Source organism: Pseudomonas sp. RL_15y_Pfl2_60 (assembly GCF_963970595.1).
In the GTDB taxonomy this organism is placed as follows: Bacteria; Pseudomonadota; Gammaproteobacteria; order Pseudomonadales; family Pseudomonadaceae; genus Aquipseudomonas.
On the sequence record NZ_CAXAOE010000003.1, the window covers coordinates 522,667 to 537,878 of the forward strand.

At 57.0% G+C, this 15,212-nt stretch carries 14 protein-coding genes; 6 read left to right on the plus strand and 8 right to left on the minus strand.

Annotated elements, in window-relative coordinates; translation table 11 throughout:
* Positions 1-122: 122 nt before the first annotated feature.
* The 3 genes from AACY26_RS11310 to AACY26_RS11320 form a co-directional block, all read right to left on the minus strand.
* Positions 123-1,718: a GMC family oxidoreductase gene (locus AACY26_RS11310; protein WP_339514017.1), complete on the minus strand. Its 1,596-nt coding sequence runs from the start codon at positions 1,716-1,718 to the stop codon at positions 123-125.
* A 50-nt stretch (positions 1,719-1,768) separates the two neighbouring features.
* Positions 1,769-2,314: a twin-arginine translocation pathway signal protein gene (locus AACY26_RS11315; protein ID WP_339514019.1), complete on the minus strand. Its 546-nt coding sequence runs from the start codon at positions 2,312-2,314 to the stop codon at positions 1,769-1,771.
* A 202-nt stretch (positions 2,315-2,516) separates the two neighbouring features.
* Positions 2,517-3,947, minus strand: coding sequence for a coniferyl aldehyde dehydrogenase (locus tag AACY26_RS11320; RefSeq protein WP_339514021.1), 1,431 nt, complete (start codon positions 3,945-3,947; stop codon positions 2,517-2,519).
* A gap of 280 nt (positions 3,948-4,227) precedes the next feature.
* Between AACY26_RS11320 and AACY26_RS11325 the strand changes: the two genes are divergently transcribed.
* A complete protein-coding gene (locus AACY26_RS11325; protein ID WP_339514119.1) occupies positions 4,228-4,887 on the plus strand; it encodes a TetR/AcrR family transcriptional regulator in 660 nt (219 codons plus the stop codon).
* A gap of 3 nt (positions 4,888-4,890) precedes the next feature.
* Here AACY26_RS11325 and AACY26_RS11330 read toward each other — a convergent pair whose 3' ends face one another.
* The 4 genes from AACY26_RS11330 to AACY26_RS11345 all read right to left on the minus strand — a co-directional run bounded on the left by AACY26_RS11330 (position 4,891) and on the right by AACY26_RS11345 (position 9,354).
* A complete protein-coding gene (locus AACY26_RS11330; protein ID WP_339514023.1) occupies positions 4,891-5,883 on the minus strand; it encodes a hydrolase in 993 nt (330 codons plus the stop codon).
* A gap of 66 nt (positions 5,884-5,949) precedes the next feature.
* On the minus strand, positions 5,950-6,543 hold the full coding sequence (gene rsmD, locus AACY26_RS11335; protein WP_339514025.1) for a 16S rRNA (guanine(966)-N(2))-methyltransferase RsmD: 594 nt from the start codon (positions 6,541-6,543) through the stop codon (positions 5,950-5,952).
* Positions 6,543-8,006 carry a M16 family metallopeptidase gene (locus tag AACY26_RS11340; protein WP_339514027.1) on the minus strand — a complete coding sequence of 488 codons (1,464 nt, stop codon included), beginning with the start codon at positions 8,004-8,006 and terminating at the stop codon, positions 6,543-6,545. Before AACY26_RS11340 ends, rsmD begins: the two co-directional genes overlap by 1 nt.
* On the minus strand, positions 7,999-9,354 hold the full coding sequence (locus AACY26_RS11345) for a M16 family metallopeptidase (protein WP_339514029.1): 1,356 nt from the start codon (positions 9,352-9,354) through the stop codon (positions 7,999-8,001). Before AACY26_RS11345 ends, AACY26_RS11340 begins: the two co-directional genes overlap by 8 nt.
* Before the next feature lie 371 nt (positions 9,355-9,725).
* On the opposite strand from AACY26_RS11345, the gene ftsY reads away from it, so the two are divergent.
* The 5 genes from ftsY (at position 9,726) to AACY26_RS11370 (ending at position 14,406) form a co-directional block, all read left to right on the plus strand.
* Positions 9,726-11,000: a signal recognition particle-docking protein FtsY gene (gene ftsY / locus AACY26_RS11350; RefSeq protein WP_339514031.1), complete on the plus strand. Its 1,275-nt coding sequence runs from the start codon at positions 9,726-9,728 to the stop codon at positions 10,998-11,000.
* Between the two features lie 79 nt (positions 11,001-11,079).
* On the plus strand, positions 11,080-11,748 hold the full coding sequence (ftsE, locus tag AACY26_RS11355; protein ID WP_010489490.1) for a cell division ATP-binding protein FtsE: 669 nt from the start codon (positions 11,080-11,082) through the stop codon (positions 11,746-11,748).
* A complete protein-coding gene (gene ftsX / locus AACY26_RS11360) occupies positions 11,748-12,764 on the plus strand; it encodes a permease-like cell division protein FtsX (protein WP_445261294.1) in 1,017 nt (338 codons plus the stop codon). Before ftsE ends, ftsX begins: the two co-directional genes overlap by 1 nt.
* A 112-nt stretch (positions 12,765-12,876) precedes the next feature.
* Positions 12,877-13,731, plus strand: coding sequence for an RNA polymerase sigma factor RpoH (gene rpoH / locus AACY26_RS11365; protein ID WP_010489491.1), 855 nt, complete (start codon positions 12,877-12,879; stop codon positions 13,729-13,731).
* Positions 13,732-13,788: 57 nt separating this feature from the next.
* Positions 13,789-14,406 carry a hypothetical protein gene (locus AACY26_RS11370; RefSeq protein ID WP_339514033.1) on the plus strand — a complete coding sequence of 206 codons (618 nt, stop codon included), beginning with the start codon at positions 13,789-13,791 and terminating at the stop codon, positions 14,404-14,406.
* An 11-nt stretch (positions 14,407-14,417) separates the two neighbouring features.
* Here AACY26_RS11370 and mtgA read toward each other — a convergent pair whose 3' ends face one another.
* Entirely contained in the window at positions 14,418-15,152 is a 735-nt protein-coding gene (mtgA, locus tag AACY26_RS11375) for a monofunctional biosynthetic peptidoglycan transglycosylase (protein WP_339514035.1), read from the minus strand.
* Between the last annotated feature and the right edge of the window lie 60 nt (positions 15,153-15,212).

Genomic DNA, 15,212 nt, shown 5'->3' on the forward strand with positions numbered 1-15,212 from the left:
CTCGGATGGTAGCGCAGCAGTCCGCAGCGGCCAAGTCTGTGTACAGGACTATTGCGATTAATCCCCGTCCTAGAGGGCCTGATGGGCTTAAAAACTTTCCTGGGCAGTTCTCCTGATGGGCTTTAAGCGGTTTTTAGACGCTCGGCAAGCAAGCTGGAGAGTTGTGCTGTGAGCCCGTAAACAGACAACTGTGGATTGGCGCCAATGCTGGTCGGGAACAAGGAACCGTCATGAATTGACACGTTGCTCAGTTGGTGATGACGACCGAGGCTGTCTGTCACCGCTAGCTTGGCGTCCTCGCCCATGGCACAACCGCCCATGACGTGTGCACTGCCCAAACGAGTGCGATAGAGCTCCATGCTCAGGCTATCGATCTGGCTGCGGACTTGCGCCAGGGAGGTCGCCGATTTGGCGTCGGCATGCATTGGCAGCACCGATTTTGCCCCGGCAGCAAATTGAATCTCGGCCATGCTGTGAAATGCACGACGAATCCCGTCCCAGGTGTAATCGGTCATTTTGTAGTCGAGTACCGGGCTGCCGTCATCGCGTAGCTCAACCGTACCTTCAGCGCTTTCGGGATGGAACCCATCACGCATTAACGCCAGCATCATATTGGTGTGCGGCAGTTGCTCCATGCGCAGGGCATTTTCGCGGCCAAATTCGCCCACCAGCGTACTGGTAAGGGCCGGGTGCAGCGGCGGTACTTCGAGTTTGTAGGACAGTGGCCCGGCGCTGCCTTGGTCCCACTGGAAATTATCGGAATAAATCGATTGCGGTGCGCCATAGAAGGGGTTGATGACTTTTTCAAATAACGCTGTGGAGAAGTTGACCAAATGGATAAAGGTCCGCTTGCCCGTGCGCTCATAGGGGTCTGGCGCTTCAGAGCGTTTAAGGATCGCCGGAGTGTTGATGCCGCCACCGGCGAGAATATAGTGGCGTGCTTTGATTTTTATTTTGCGTCCAGTTGGCGCGACACAGCGCTCGTCCATCGCGACGCATTCAAGTGAGCTGACCTGGTTGCCATCATGTATCAGGCGTTCGGCGCGCGCCAGGTAAAGCAGTTCACCACCTTTTTCCAGCGTGGCCGGGATAGTTGTCACCAGCATCGATTGCTTGGCATTGGTTGGGCAACCCATGCCGCAATAGCCCAGGTTCCAGCAGCCGCGGACGTTACGCGGGATAACTTTCCAGCTGTAGCCCAACTTTTCGCAACCACTGCGAATCACATCATTATTGGCGTTGGGTGGCACCGCCCATGGGGCCACACCCAGGCGTTGCTCCATCTGCTCGAACCATGGGGCCATTTCGGCCTCGCTATGACCTTTGACGTTGTGTTCCTTGGCCCAGTGTTCAAGGGTTTGGTGGGGCGTACGAAAACTTGATGTCCAGTTAACCAGCGTTGTGCCGCCGACTGCCCGGCCTTGCAGAATGACGATTGCGCCATCCTTGCTCATGCGTCCGATCCCTTCCTGATAGAGCGTCGGGTAGGCTTCGGCTTCCTGCATCTTGAAGTCGCTGCTGGTTTTCAGCGGTCCCTCTTCGACTAGCAGGACTTTATAGCCAGCGGCGCTGAGGATTTCGGCGCTGGTGCCACCACCCGCGCCGGTGCCGACAATCACAATATCGGCTTCTAGAGTCAGGTCTTGCTCAAGGCGCGAACCGTTGTAGGTTTTCCAGCCGCGGCTCAAGCCTTCGGCAAATAAATCAGGTACAGGCATGGCAGGCAGTTCTCTGGTTGATTCTTATTAGATGGGTAGCGGGCACATGATTAAACGGTTGGTGGCCCTGGGTAACCACAGCTGGCCCAGGATTCGGGGCGGCTGTACCAGCTCATTTGCACCAGTTTGAGCAGCGATTCGTGCCCCATTTTCAGCAGGCTAAGAGAGCTGTTCTGCCAGCGTTCTAGAAAGTGGCGAACATCTTCTGCGCTGGCGTTTTCCCAACTGCCCCAAACACCAGTTAGCGGGCCGCGGGTGACCGGCAGTGCCAGGACATCGAACAGCTGTACCGTGAGCTTGAGCAGCTCGGGTGAAAGGTGGTTGAGACTGTTGTCGAGGCTTTGCAGTGTGCCAGCTATGGCTTGTGGCATTTGCGCCGGGGGCACAGCGCCTTCGATTATCACCGGGATGATTGCCGTGAGCAGCGCTATGTCGGATGCGCGAATAACTTTAAAACCATTGGCGGGTGTGCTGGCCGAGCAACCGCTAAGCGTTGCCGTCAGTCCGGCGGTTGCCAGAAAGGCGGTGCCAATCAGGCCGGTTTTCAGGAAGCCCCGGCGGCTGATTTCGGCAGTATTGAGGGAGGTGTTTGTCATTTTTATTGTTACCGTCAGGATTGCATGCCGCTCACAGTGCTGCTGTGAGCGGCGATGGGTTAAGAAATCGCTGAAAAACTACTGAGCTAGATATTACTGCGTTAAAAAACTGCTCAAAATGCTCATTTAGGCCACTAAACTCTGCTTTTTCGCACTTTTTTGCCTTGTACTACCGTCGCTCGCTACCTTTTTCAGAGGATCCTTAACGCACGAATATCTTGTAAATCATTTTCTGGATCGACTTGCCATAAGGTGGGTAGATGGTTTTCGCGGCATTGAGGCGCTGCTTGATCAGAACACCCTTGGCTTTACTGAAGGTCAGGAAGCCTTCATGGCCGTGATAATGGCCCATGCCAGAGGGGCCAATGCCGCCAAACGGCATGTCGTCCTGAGCAACATGGAGCAGGGTGTCGTTGATGCATGCGCCGCCAGAGTGGGTTTCATGCAGGACGCGCTGCTGTTCGCCCTTGTTGTAGCCGAAGTAGTACAGGGCCAGCGGACGCGGCCTTTGATTGATATAGGCGAATGCGTCTTCGATACGCTCATACGGCACTATGGGCAGCAGAGGGCCGAAGATTTCGTCCTGCATGATTTTCATGTCGTCATTCACGTTGAGCAGCACGGTTTGCGGCACGCGCCTGCCTTGCGCGTTGGGATACAGCGGGATCAGCGTGGCGCCTTTGCTCTCTGCGTCGCTTAGGTAGCTATTCAGGCGGGCTTGCTGGCGCTCATTGATAATCGCGGTGTAGTCCGGGTTATCTTCGAGTTTCGGATAAAACCGCAGCACGACCTTGCGATAAGCCTCAATGAAGCCATCAACCCGGTCTTTAGGTACCAGCACGTAGTCAGGTGCCACGCAGGTCTGGCCAGCATTCATGGTTTTACCGAAGGCGATACGTTCGGCCGCATCATCCAGCGGGACGTCATTGGCGACGATCGCCGGTGATTTGCCACCCAGTTCAAGGGTTACCGGGGTCAGGTTTTCAGCGGCGGCGCGCATTACATGCTTGCCGATGCTGGTTGCGCCGGTGAACAGCAGGTGATCGAAAGGCAGCTTGGAGAAGGCCATGCCCACCTCGGCCTCGCCCAGCGCAACGCTGACCAGGTCTTCAGGGAAGATTCGGGCCAGCAGGTCCTTGACCAGTTGCGAGGTGACAGGGGTCGATTCGCTCATCTTGATCATCACCCGGTTGCCAGCAGCCAGGGCGCCAATCAATGGGCCGAAGGCCAGAAACAGCGGATAGTTCCATGGCACGATTACGCCGACTACGCCCAGCGGCTGGTAGATGACCTTGGCCGATGCGGGCATAAATTGCATGCCGACACTGCGCCGCGAAGGCTTCATCCACTTTTTGATGCGTTTGGTGGCGTAATGAATGTTATGCAGGCTGGGCATGATTTCAGCGAGCAGCGTTTCATCTGCGGAGCGATTGCTGAAGTCGGTTGAAACTGCCGTGATCAGGGCCTGTTGCTCAGTCTTAATCAGGTCACACAGTGCGTTTAGCCACTGGATACGCTGCTCGGCCGGTGGCATGGGGTTACCCTGATAGGCCTTGCGTTGCAGCGCGAGGGTGCTGTCCAACTGGTTAATTTGCTCTTGGTTTTGTTCTAGGTAAGCGACGTTGGCGACCATGATTAAGTTCTCTGCGGTTCTGCGTGGACCTTGTTCGAGTAGTAGCACAGGGCTAAAACTGTTGAATTGAGATTTTTAGAGCAATTGCTCTATATTGTCAAATAGCCTACCGACTTTGCTTGAGCCTGTAGCTCTGTAAAAAGTTGGGTATTGCTGCCTGGCTTGCCGGTAAAATCGGCCAGCGGTAACACCTTTGCAGTGTCTGCGTGTACCTTTTGCTCAAACCCTCTTGCTCTTTGGAGCATTCAGTCATCATTAATGCAGTGAGACTTTGTCGCTTATGGCAGCTGTGCCGAAAACCCGCGAACGTATTATTCAGGTTAGCCTTGAACTGTTTAACAGCCAGGGCGAACGCAGCGTTACGACTAACCATATCGCTGAGTTCATGGGCATTTCCCCCGGCAATCTGTATTACCACTTCCGCAATAAGCAGGCGATCATCGCTGAGCTGTTTATCCGTTACGAAGCGGACGTCGACAGTTTCTTGCGGCTGCCTGAGGGTCGTGAACTCAGTCTTGCAGACAAGAATTTCTATTTTGAGTCGCTGCTTGATGCGATGTGGCGCTATCGGTTTTTACACCGCGACCTTGAGCATTTACTCGACACTGATCCCCTTTTGGCCGAACGTTACCGGCTGTTCTCCCAACGCTGCCTGCAGGGGGCGCAGGCTATCTATGAAGGGTTCTGCGATGCCGGTATTTTGCTGATGACGGCCGAGCAGGTGGAGGCGCTTACCCTTAATAGCTGGATTATCCTGACCTCGTGGGTGCGTTTTTTGTGCACCTTGCACGGCACCTCGGGCGATCTCAGTGAAGGGGTGTTGCGGCGGGGGATTTATCAGGTGATGGCGCTGGAGATCGGTTTTACCGCCCCGAAAGTGCGTGCCAAGGTTGAGGCGCTGCATCAAGGTTACTGCGTGCCGCTCCAGGCTTTTGTATAGCGGCTATCCGCGCTTGGCGCGCAGGCTAAACCACTGCGGGATGCGCCGTTCAAGGTAGTAGCCAGGGCGTTTGGGCGAGCCGTCAATGAAGCCAACGTGACCGCCTTTGGCGTGCAGTTCGAATTCGATGCAAGTGGCCAGCTCATGCGGTTCCGGCAGGCTGTGTTCGAATACGAAGGGGTCGTCCTTAGCCTGGATTAACAGGGTCGGTGTGCTGATTTTTCCGAGAAAATAGCGGCTCGAAGAGCGTTTGTAGTAGTCCTGGGCGTCACTAAAACCATGGAGTGGGGCGGTGACCTTGCCGTCGAAGTCCCAGAAGGTACGCATGCCGTCGAGCGGGCCGAGCTTTTCAAGTATTGATAACTGGTCGGCCTGGCCGCTGTGGCTGAACAGGCGCTGCTTGTCTTTGATGTAGGCCACCATCTCGCGCATGAAATGGGCCTGGTACACCTTTGAAAACCCCATGCCGATGCGGTCCGCGCACTGGTCGAGGCGGAAGGGCACCGAAACCGCCACCGCGCCCTGCAACAGGCTGTTTTCACCGGTTTCCCCAAGGTACTTGAGCAGGACATTGCCGCCGAGCGAATAGCCAGCGGCATACAGCGGTGCGGTTGGGCGTTGGGCACGCAGGTGAGCGACCGTTTCAGCCAGGTCTTCGCTGGCGCCGGAATGGTAGCCGCGGGGTAACAGATTGGGCTCGCCCGAACAGCCTCGCCAGTTCAGGGCAACACTGGCCCAGCCTTGGGCAGCAAGCGATTGTTGCACGCCAAGGATGTACAGCGAGTTGGATGAGCCGGTCAATCCATGCAGCAGCAGAACCAGCGGGGCGTCGATCTGGTGTGGGCCGTACCAGTCCATATCCAGAAAATCGCCGTCTTCGAGCCACATGCGTTCACGACGACGTTCAAGCTTGGGTGGGGTACGGCACATTGAATTCCACAGCGTCTGCGAATGCGCGCCCGGAAGCCACCATGCTGGTTTGAATGAATTATTCATGCGTGTTGCCGGCGGATGGACCATGAGCGCCTGTATTCGAGTCCCGTAAACCTAAGGCGCCAAGGCTTAGGCACTGCGCTCCCATAACGAGTAATACACCTGTCCAGATTTTTTCTCGCGATGTAAGCGCCAGTTACTCGGCAAGCCCAGTCTTGACGGTGCATTTTCGCTCTCGCAATAGACCCAGGCATCATCGCTTAGCCAGCCGCGGGACTCAAGCAGTTCGCAGGTAGGGAGCAGCAGGTCTTGATGGAAGGGTGGGTCCAGGAATACCAGGTCGAATGCTGTTGCAGTCTGGTTTTGCAGATAATTAAGTGCATCGCTTTGCAAGAGCTGGCCATTGTCACAGCGCAGGGTTTGCAGGTGCCCGCGCAGCGATGCCACCGAATCAGGATTCAAATCGAGCGCTAATGCGCTGGAGGCCCCGCGAGAGAGGGCTTCCAGGAACAGGGCGCCGCTGCCGGTAAAGGGGTCGAGTACGCGAGCGCCTTCAATGTATGGCGCCAACCAGTTGAACAGGGTTTCACGCACTCGGTCAGGGGTTGGGCGCAGGCCCTGTGCGTCCGGAAACGTAAAGCGTCGTGAGCCCCACTCCCCGCCGATGATACGCACCTGACCCAGACCGCCGTGGGCGCCCGTTCTACTTGCTTGTTTACTCATTAATGCTCCGGAACGCCCAGCGGCTGCTCGGCAGGGGTGTCAGTGGGTGGCGGCAGTGGCTTTTGATCGACTGTCGGGCCAGCGGTCACTACGACCAGTGCATCTGGGTCCAGGTGTTTGGCCATGGCCACTTTGACCTGCTCGACGGTCAGCGCCTGCGTCTTCTTCATAAAGGTTTCGAGATAGTCGAGTGGCAGATTATAGAAGCCGATCGCACCCAGTTGGCCGACAATTGCCGAGTTGCTTGCTGTCGATAGCGGGAAGCTACCGGCCAGTTCGCGCTTGGCATTGTCCAGTTCTTTCTCGGTTGGGCCATTTTTCAGGTACTGGCGCAACAGGTCCTTGACTAGCTTCAGCGTGCCTTCGCTGAGTTCGGCACGGGTTTGCAGGTTGATCATGAACGGGCCGCGTACTTGCATGGCGGTGAAGGCGGAGTACACGCCGTAGGTCAGGCCACGTTTCTCACGGACTTCCTCCATCAGGCGCGTGCCGAAACCGCCACCACCGAAAATCTGGTTGCCCATGTACAGCGCTGCGTAATCCGGATCCGCTCGGTCAATTCCCAATTCAGCCAGCATCAGGTGAGTTTGCTTGGACGGGAACTCAATATGGTTGTTACTGGCAGCTGGGGTTTGTGGCTCGGCGATAGCCGCCAAGGCAGGGCCTTTTGGCAGCGCCGCGGAGACTTTGGCGGTAATCGCCTCGGCTTCGCTGCGGCTCAGGTCGCCAACCAGGGCAATCACTGTGTTTCCAGCGGTATAGGCTTTTTTATGGAAGGCTTTAAGCTGCTCGATCGTGATCCCGGGGATTGATTCCTCGGTGCCGTCACTTGGGTGCGCGTAGGGGTGCTGGCCGTACAGCTTCTCAAACAGTTCTATACCGGCAAGGCTGCCAGGGTTTTGCTTCTGGTATTCGAAGCCGGCCAGAACCTGGTTCTTGATGCGAATGAAAGAATCTTGCGGGAACGTCGGCTCGCCGATGACCTGATTGAACAGGGCCAAAGCTGGCTCGCGCTCCTTTTTTGCGCTCAGGCTGCGCAGGCCTGTAACCGCCATGTCACGGTATGAGCCATTGCTGAAGTCGGCGCCGAGGTCTTCAAAACCGGCTGCAATCTGGCTGACATCCTTGCCTGGCACGCCTTCGTTGAGCATGGCGTTGGTCAGCATCGCCAGACCGTGAGCGTCGCCATCCTGACTGCTGCCAGCGGCAAAGGTCAGGCGCAGGTCGAACATCGGCAACTCGTGAGCCTCGACGAACAACACCTTTGCGCCTTCGCTGGTTTTCCAGGTCTGGATGTCCAGCTTGCGGTGGCTGACCGTCTCGCTCATTTCGCTGAGCGATTGCAGTTTGCCGCCGCTTTTGACCTCGGCAGTTTCTGCGTTGGCAACGAGGCTGGCGAGCGAGAGAGTCGACAGCAGGGCCAGGCTCAACAGGCCAGGGCGCAGGTAATTGCGCTTATTCATCGCTCTTCTCCTCTGGTAGAACATAAGCGACGCTGAGGCGCTCGCGGGTAAAGAATTTCTTGGCAGCTGCCTGGATGTCCGCAGGGGTCACGGCTTCAAGTTCACTGAGTTCCTTATCCATTAGCGTCCAGGACAAGCCGACCGTTTCCAGTTGGCCAATCGAGGTAGCCTGGCTGGTTATCGAGTCGCGCTCGTAAACCAGGCCGGCGATCACCTGCGCACGTACGCGGGCAACTTCTTCAGCCGAGGGTGGGTTGTTTTGCAGGTCTTTCAATTCCTTCCACAGTCCTGCCTCGGTCTGCTCGATGGTTTTGCCTTTTTGCGTGTTTGGCGTGGCCGTGAGCATGAACAGGCTATCGCCACGCGGGTAGGGGTCATACCAGGCTGATGCGCCAGAAACCAACTCTTGCTCACGCTCAAGATGAGTCGGCAGGCGTGCGCTGTAGCCGCCGTCAAGCAGGGCCGCGATCAGGCGCAGGGCGTGAACGTTGCGGGGTTTTTCGGCTGTGGCCAGGCCCGGTACGTTAAACCCCATCATCAGGCTTGGCAGTTGGGTCTTGAGGTGCAGGGTCAGGCGGCGCTCGCCCGGCTCGTCGAGATCCTTGGGGATCTTGACCGCTGGCACGGCACGCTTGGGGATAGCGCCAAAGTACTTCTGTGCAAGTTTTTTGACTTCGGCTTCACTGACATCACCAACAACCACCAGCGTGGCATTGTTTGGTGCGTACCAGGCTTGATACCAGTCGCGCAGTTCATCGATGCTCATGCGCTGCAGATCCGCCATCCAACCGATGGTTGGGTTGTGGTAGCCGCTGGCGGGATAGGCCATTGCCTTGAAACGTTCGTAGGCCAGGCTGGTCGGTTTGTCGTCCGTGCGCAAGCGCCGTTCTTCTTTGATCACTTCGATTTCGCGCTTGAACTCCTCGGCAGGCAGCTTCAGCGTGGCCATGCGGTCGGCTTCGAGCTCCATCGCCACGCTCAGGCGGTCGCGGGCAAGCACCTGGTAGTAAGCGGTGTAGTCATCGCTGGTGAAGGCGTTTTCTTCAGCGCCGAGGTCGCGCAGTACATGCGATGCCTCGCCAGGCCCGAGTTTGCTGCTGCCTTTGAACATCATGTGTTCAAGGGCGTGGGAAAGGCCGGTGCGCCCTGGGGTTTCAAAGCTGGAGCCCACTTTGTACCAGAGCTGGGAAACCACCACGGGGGCGCGATGATCCTCACGGACAATGACCTTGAGGCCATTGTCGAGGCTGAACTCATGAGTAGCTTGGGGCTCGGCGGCGAATGCTGTAAGCGGAATGCAAAGCATGCCAATCAGCAGGCCGGTAGCGCGGCGGGCAATGGTATTCATAAGGAGGTGGTCACCGAAGATAAGGGTTCGCCAGGTAAGGGTGGTGGGGCGCAAATCGGCGCGCCTGAAGCGTTTGAGGTTGATAGGCCAACAAGTGATTCTTCTCCAGCTCAATCCGGCGTCTTGGCAGATCATCACATACGAAGCATTCATTAATACAGCCGCGAGCAGCGACTGGTCAGTCTGATGCGCGAGGGCTTAGCGTCTGCCGGTACTGAGATGCTAGGATACTCATCCGTTTTACTGACGACCATGCCTGTAAACGTGACTAAAAACTACCATCAGAAGGTTTGCTGCGACTATTTGTCCTGCGCCGCCTGGGTTTTTAGCGTGGATACTGGCATGTCGCTTCTTTGAGATAGCCGGCCTCCATGTTTGGTTCCAACGACGAAAAGAAGACCCCAGCAGCGTCTGACACGGATACGCCCGTGCAAACTGCTGATACAACTGCCGAGAAGAAAGGCCTGTTTGGCTGGTTGCGCAAGAAAGCGCCAGAACCAACAGCTGTTCCGGCCGAACCCCTTGCGCCCGCTGAGCCGAGCGCACCTGCCGCTAAGCCTGATGAGCTGCCGACTGTCAACGTGGTTGAAGCGCCGCAAGACGCAAGCCCTGAGCCCGCTGTTGCACCGGCCGCGCCTGTAGTTGCGCCAGCCCAGCCAAGTGCTGGCGCTGTCACTGAGGCGGTTGCCTCATCGCCTGTCGAGCAAGAAAAGCCCGGTAACCAGGGCGGTTGGTTTAATCGCCTCAAGCAAGGTTTGTCGAAGACCAGCGCTGGCCTCGGTGAAGGCATGGCCAGTTTGTTTCTCGGCCAGAAAACCATCGATGACGACCTGATCGACGAAATTGAAACACGATTGCTGGTGGCCGACGTTGGCGTCGAGGCGACTACGCTGATTATCGAGAACCTGACCCAGAAGGTCGCGCGCAAGCAACTGACCAACGTCAATGCGCTGTACAAGTCCTTGCAAGACGAGCTGGCGGCGCTGCTCAAGCCGGTCGAGCAGCCGCTGAAGATCGACAGCAGCAAGACCCCTTATGTAATCCTGGTGGTCGGGGTCAACGGCGCGGGCAAAACCACGACTATCGGTAAAATCGCGAAAAAACTGCAGCAAGATGGCAAGAAAGTCATGTTGGCTGCGGGCGACACCTTCCGCGCGGCGGCTGTTGAGCAATTGCAGGTCTGGGGAGAACGCAACAATATTCCGGTCATCGCCCAGCACACTGGCGCTGACTCGGCCTCGGTGATTTTTGATGCGGTACAAGCCGCCAAGTCCCGTGGCGTGGATGTATTGATCGCGGATACCGCTGGCCGCCTGCACACCAAAGACAACCTGATGGAAGAGCTGAAAAAAGTCCGTCGGGTCATGGGTAAGCTCGACGACACCGCTCCGCACGAGGTTCTGTTGGTGCTGGATGCTGGTACCGGGCAGAACGCGATCAACCAGGCTAAACAATTCAACCAGACGGTGAACTTGAGTGGTTTAGTCTTGACCAAGCTGGATGGTACCGCTAAAGGTGGCGTGATCTTCGCCCTGGCCAAGCAGTTTGGCTTGCCGATTCGCTATATCGGCGTTGGCGAGGGGATCGATGATTTGCGTACTTTTGTTGCAGATGACTTCGTCAAGGCACTGTTTGCCGAGCGTTAGTTTACTGCCTAGGATCTTTCGAAAAGCACAGTTGCGGTTCGAAAGGTTCTCACTTGTTTTTGATTAGGACACACCCTCGATGATTCGATTCGAGCAGGTCGGTAAGCGTTATCCGAATGGACATGTCGGGCTCCACGAACTCAGCTTTCGTGTGCGCCGGGGTGAATTTTTATTCGTCACCGGCCATTCCGGCGCGGGCAAAAGCACCTTGTTGCGCCTGATTTTGGCGATGGAACGACCAACCAGCGGCAAGTTGTTGCTGGCCGGGCAGGACCTGGGGCAAATCACCAATGCGCAGATTCCGTTCCTGCGTCGACAGATCGGGGTGGTGTTCCAGAATCATCAATTGCTGTTTGACCGCAGCGTTTTCGACAACGTGGCCTTGCCGCTGCAGATCCTTGGCTTGTCCAAGGCCGAGATCGGCGAGCGGGTTGGCTCGGCCCTTGAACGTGTGGCTTTGTCGGACAAGGCCGAGCAGTTCCCGGGCGACCTTTCCACGGGCCAGCAACAGCGTGTCGGCATTGCCCGCGCCATTGTCCACCGCCCGGCGTTGCTCTTGGCGGATGAGCCAACCGGCAACCTGGACCCACGCTTGGCCGCAGAAATCATGGGCGTGTTTGAAGACATTAACCGCCTGGGCACCAGCGTGCTGATTGCGAGTCACGATCTGGCGTTGATCGCGCGCATGCGTCATCGAATGCTGACATTGCAGCGCGGCCGTTTGATTGGTGATGGAGACGCTGTCTAATGAGTGCGACTCGTATGCCCCCACCGCAGCCTGCACAACGTGTTGGTGCTGCGCCGAAAAAAGCGGAACACAACAGCCTTGATGATGGCCCGGATTTCAAGACCCAGTTGCATTCCTGGTTGGAGAACCACCGCGCCAGCCTGGCTGACAGCATTCGTCGACTGGCCAAGCAGCCGATTGGCAGCTTCTTTACCTGCTTGGTGATGGCAGTTGCTCTGAGCTTGCCGATGGGTTTGTCATTGTTGCTCAATAATGTCGAACGCCTTGGCGGCTCATGGCAGCGTGCGGCGCAGATCTCATTGTTTCTGCAGATTGACGCAAGCGACGCGGATGGCCAGGCGCTGCGCGAACAAATCGGCAAGATGGATGATGTGGCAGAGACCGATTGGGTCAGCCGCGAGCAAGCTTTGGCAGAGTTCCAGGAGCAATCCGGCCTGGGCCAGGCGCTCAAAGAGTTGCCTGAAAACCCATTGCCTGGCGTGGTGCTGGTCACCCCAAAAGAGGTCGATAAGGTGGCGCTTGAGGCGCTGCGAACGCGGCTTGCGGCATTGCCCAAGGTGCAGCAGGCGCAACTGGACTTGCTTTGGGTTGAGCGGTTGACCGCCATTCTCAAACTGGGCGAGCGCTTTATCTTTGGTCTCACCTTGTTGCTGATCATGGCGCTGTTGCTGGTGATTGGTAATACCATCCGCTTGCACATTGAGAACCGGCGAACGGAAATCGAGGTTATCAAGCTGGTCGGCGGCACGGACAGCTACGTGCGCAGGCCTTTCCTGTACATGGGCGCACTCTATGGCCTGGGCGCTGGTGTCCTGGCTTGGCTGGTGCTCGCATACGGCCTGCACTGGCTCGATGGCGCTGTGGTGCGCCTGGCCGATTTGTATGGCAGCGACTTCAGTTTGGGCGGGGTTGCGGTAGCCGATGGTCTGTCACTACTACTCGGCGCGGTGCTGCTCGGTTATATTGGCGCTTGGCTAGCGGTAGCGCGACATTTGCGCGAGCTGGCTCCCAAGTGACAAGTTATTGATTTGATTGATATTGACTATTAGTAACGGAACTCGTAAAGACGTTATAAGTCATATTGAGCAGTGCTAGACTGCACCTGTTTAAGTCGTTCGGAGGATACAAATGTCCACTTCCTTGCAACCTGTTCATGCGTTAGTTCCAGGCGCCAACCTGGAGGCTTATGTGCATGCGGTCAACAGCATTCCGCTGCTGACTCCAGAGCAGGAGCGCGAGCTGGCCGAAAGCCTCTTCTACCAACAGAATTTAGAGTCTGCTCGGCAAATGGTGCTCGCTCACCTGCGCTTTGTCGTGCATATCGCGCGTAGCTATTCGGGTTATGGTCTTGCGCAAGCCGACCTGATCCAGGAAGGCAACGTCGGCCTGATGAAGGCGGTAAAACGATTCAACCCAGAAATGGGCGTGCGCTTGGTGTCGTTCGCGGTGCACTGGATTCGTGCAGAGATCCACGAGTTTATCCTGCGTAACTGGCGCATCGTCAAAGTGGCGACCACAAAAGCCCAGCGCAAGCTGTTCTTTAACCTGCGCAGCCAAAAGAAGCGTCTGGCCTGGTTGAACAATGACGAAGTCAACGCAGTGGCTGAAAGCCTTGGCGTCGAACCACGTGAAGTGCGTGAGATGGAGAGCCGTCTGACAGGTCACGACATGGCTTTCGACCCTGCAGCGGATGACGATGATGATCGTGCCTTCCAGACGCCAGCGCAGTACCTTGAGGATCACCGCTACGATCCTGCGGTGCAGCTTGAGGACGCTGACTGGAGCGACAGCTCTACGGCGAACCTGCATGAAGCGCTGGACGGCCTGGACGAACGCAGTCGCGACATTCTCTATCAGCGCTGGTTGTCTGAAGAGAAGGCTACGCTGCATGATCTGGCCGCCAAGTACAATGTCTCTGCTGAGCGAATCCGCCAGTTAGAGAAGAACGCAATGAGCAAGCTCAAAGGTTCGATTGCTGCCTGAGCGTAGCGATTCAAGAAGCCGCACTGATGTGCGGCTTTTTTCTGTCTGAGGAAAAGTATGAAGTTGCCGCCGTTGCGAGTTCAGCACTGGTTAATTTTTGCCGGTGTTGCGCTGATCTTTTTTAGCTGGGGCGCGTGGTTGATGCGCGGTCCGCAAGTGGTCGAGCCGCTGGCCTGGCTACAGAAGTGGCAGACCGATATCTTTGCCCCGCTGGCGGGCGACCAACTGACACTTGAGCGTCTGAGTGATCAGGTCGAGGAGGGCGGGGAATTATGGCTGCAACCGCGTCTTGACGGTTCTCGGTTGTTGTATCGGGGCGAGTTGCAGGCCGATGATCAAGTCTGGAGCGTCGAAGCCCGGATTTTCCTGGACGATGATGAGTTGGTCAGTCTGATGGCGGCAGCTGGTGTCGACGAGACAGGCGAGGAGCAGCCGCTGAGTGCGCAGTTGGTCAGGCAACTGGGGCATTATGAAATTATCTACCTGAGCCTCAAGCCATTGGACGATGTCAGCTCGGCGCAGATCATCAGCAGTCTGGGTCAGCCCAAGCTACGCCTGGAGCTCAAGGAAGGAGGCCAAGCCCTGGTCTTTCCCCAGTTCGGTTTGACCGCGCATACCCTTGATGACGACGTTGACCTGCTGTTTGTGGTGCCGCAGCGCTTGCTTGCACCCTAGTGCTGCGCGAGCTACTTGCCTAGCGCGGCGGCTAACCATTGCGGCTTTGATGGGCTGAGTTGATCCAGGTAATGACTGCCGCCAAGTTGGCGCATTTGCCGCCGAATCCAACTTGCTCGGCGGTTGATATAGGCGGTCGGTTTGCTGGCGCTCCATTTGCGAGGGTTGGGCAGCACTGCCGCCAGCAGACTCGCCTGATGGGCCGACAAATAAGGCGCGCCAACGCCGAAGTGGTGCTCTGCCGCAGCCTGTGCCCCGAATACGCCAACGCCCCATTCGACGCTGTTCAAATACACTTCGAGAATACGTTGTTTCGGCCAGAACAGCTCGATCAGGCCAGTGAACCAGACCTCGATGCCCTTGCGCAGCCAGCTACGTCCCGACCAGAGAAACAGGTTCTTGGCGACTTGCTGGCTAAGGGTGCTGGCGCCGCGCACGTTGCCGCCTTCTTGATTGTGCTCGATGGCTGCGCGGATCGCGGCAATATCAAAACCCCAGTGATCGGCAAACTTCTGGTCTTCACCGGCGATGACCGCGACTTTCAAATCGTCGGGCAACGCTGCCCATGGTCGCCAGGTACGCTGCAGGTCGATTGGCGTGCCATCCATCCAGGACTGCACCTTGCGCTCGACCATCAGCGCGCTGCCCGGCGGTGGCACCCAGCGTAAAACCAGGACCAGCAAGGCCGAACCGGCCATGAACCAGAGCAGGGATTTAATCAGGATGCGGCGGATGGTTTGCAACATGCGTGCTTGGCCCGGCGGAGTTTGCGAGCCATTATAACGATCGTACTGGCCTTGTCTGGA

What these genes read in the sequence shown, in the direction of transcription:
- ftsX (WP_445261294.1), top strand. Translation starts at nt 11,748, where the DNA reads ATGAGTGCGACTCGTATGCCCCCACCGCAGCCTGCACAACGTGTTGGT.
- AACY26_RS11325 (WP_339514119.1), top strand. Translation starts at nt 4,228, where the DNA reads ATGGCAGCTGTGCCGAAAACCCGCGAACGTATTATTCAGGTTAGCCTT.
- AACY26_RS11320 (WP_339514021.1), bottom strand. Translation starts at nt 3,947, where the DNA reads ATGGTCGCCAACGTCGCTTACCTAGAACAAAACCAAGAGCAAATTAAC.
- ftsE (WP_010489490.1), top strand. Translation starts at nt 11,080, where the DNA reads ATGATTCGATTCGAGCAGGTCGGTAAGCGTTATCCGAATGGACATGTC.
- rpoH (WP_010489491.1), top strand. Translation starts at nt 12,877, where the DNA reads ATGTCCACTTCCTTGCAACCTGTTCATGCGTTAGTTCCAGGCGCCAAC.
- rsmD (WP_339514025.1), bottom strand. Translation starts at nt 6,543, where the DNA reads ATGAGTAAACAAGCAAGTAGAACGGGCGCCCACGGCGGTCTGGGTCAG.
- AACY26_RS11315 (WP_339514019.1), bottom strand. Translation starts at nt 2,314, where the DNA reads ATGACAAACACCTCCCTCAATACTGCCGAAATCAGCCGCCGGGGCTTC.
- AACY26_RS11345 (WP_339514029.1), bottom strand. Translation starts at nt 9,354, where the DNA reads ATGAATACCATTGCCCGCCGCGCTACCGGCCTGCTGATTGGCATGCTT.
- AACY26_RS11370 (WP_339514033.1), top strand. Translation starts at nt 13,789, where the DNA reads ATGAAGTTGCCGCCGTTGCGAGTTCAGCACTGGTTAATTTTTGCCGGT.
- AACY26_RS11340 (WP_339514027.1), bottom strand. Translation starts at nt 8,006, where the DNA reads ATGAATAAGCGCAATTACCTGCGCCCTGGCCTGTTGAGCCTGGCCCTG.
- mtgA (WP_339514035.1), bottom strand. Translation starts at nt 15,152, where the DNA reads ATGTTGCAAACCATCCGCCGCATCCTGATTAAATCCCTGCTCTGGTTC.
- ftsY (WP_339514031.1), top strand. Translation starts at nt 9,726, where the DNA reads ATGTTTGGTTCCAACGACGAAAAGAAGACCCCAGCAGCGTCTGACACG.
- AACY26_RS11330 (WP_339514023.1), bottom strand. Translation starts at nt 5,883, where the DNA reads ATGAATAATTCATTCAAACCAGCATGGTGGCTTCCGGGCGCGCATTCG.
- AACY26_RS11310 (WP_339514017.1), bottom strand. Translation starts at nt 1,718, where the DNA reads ATGCCTGTACCTGATTTATTTGCCGAAGGCTTGAGCCGCGGCTGGAAA.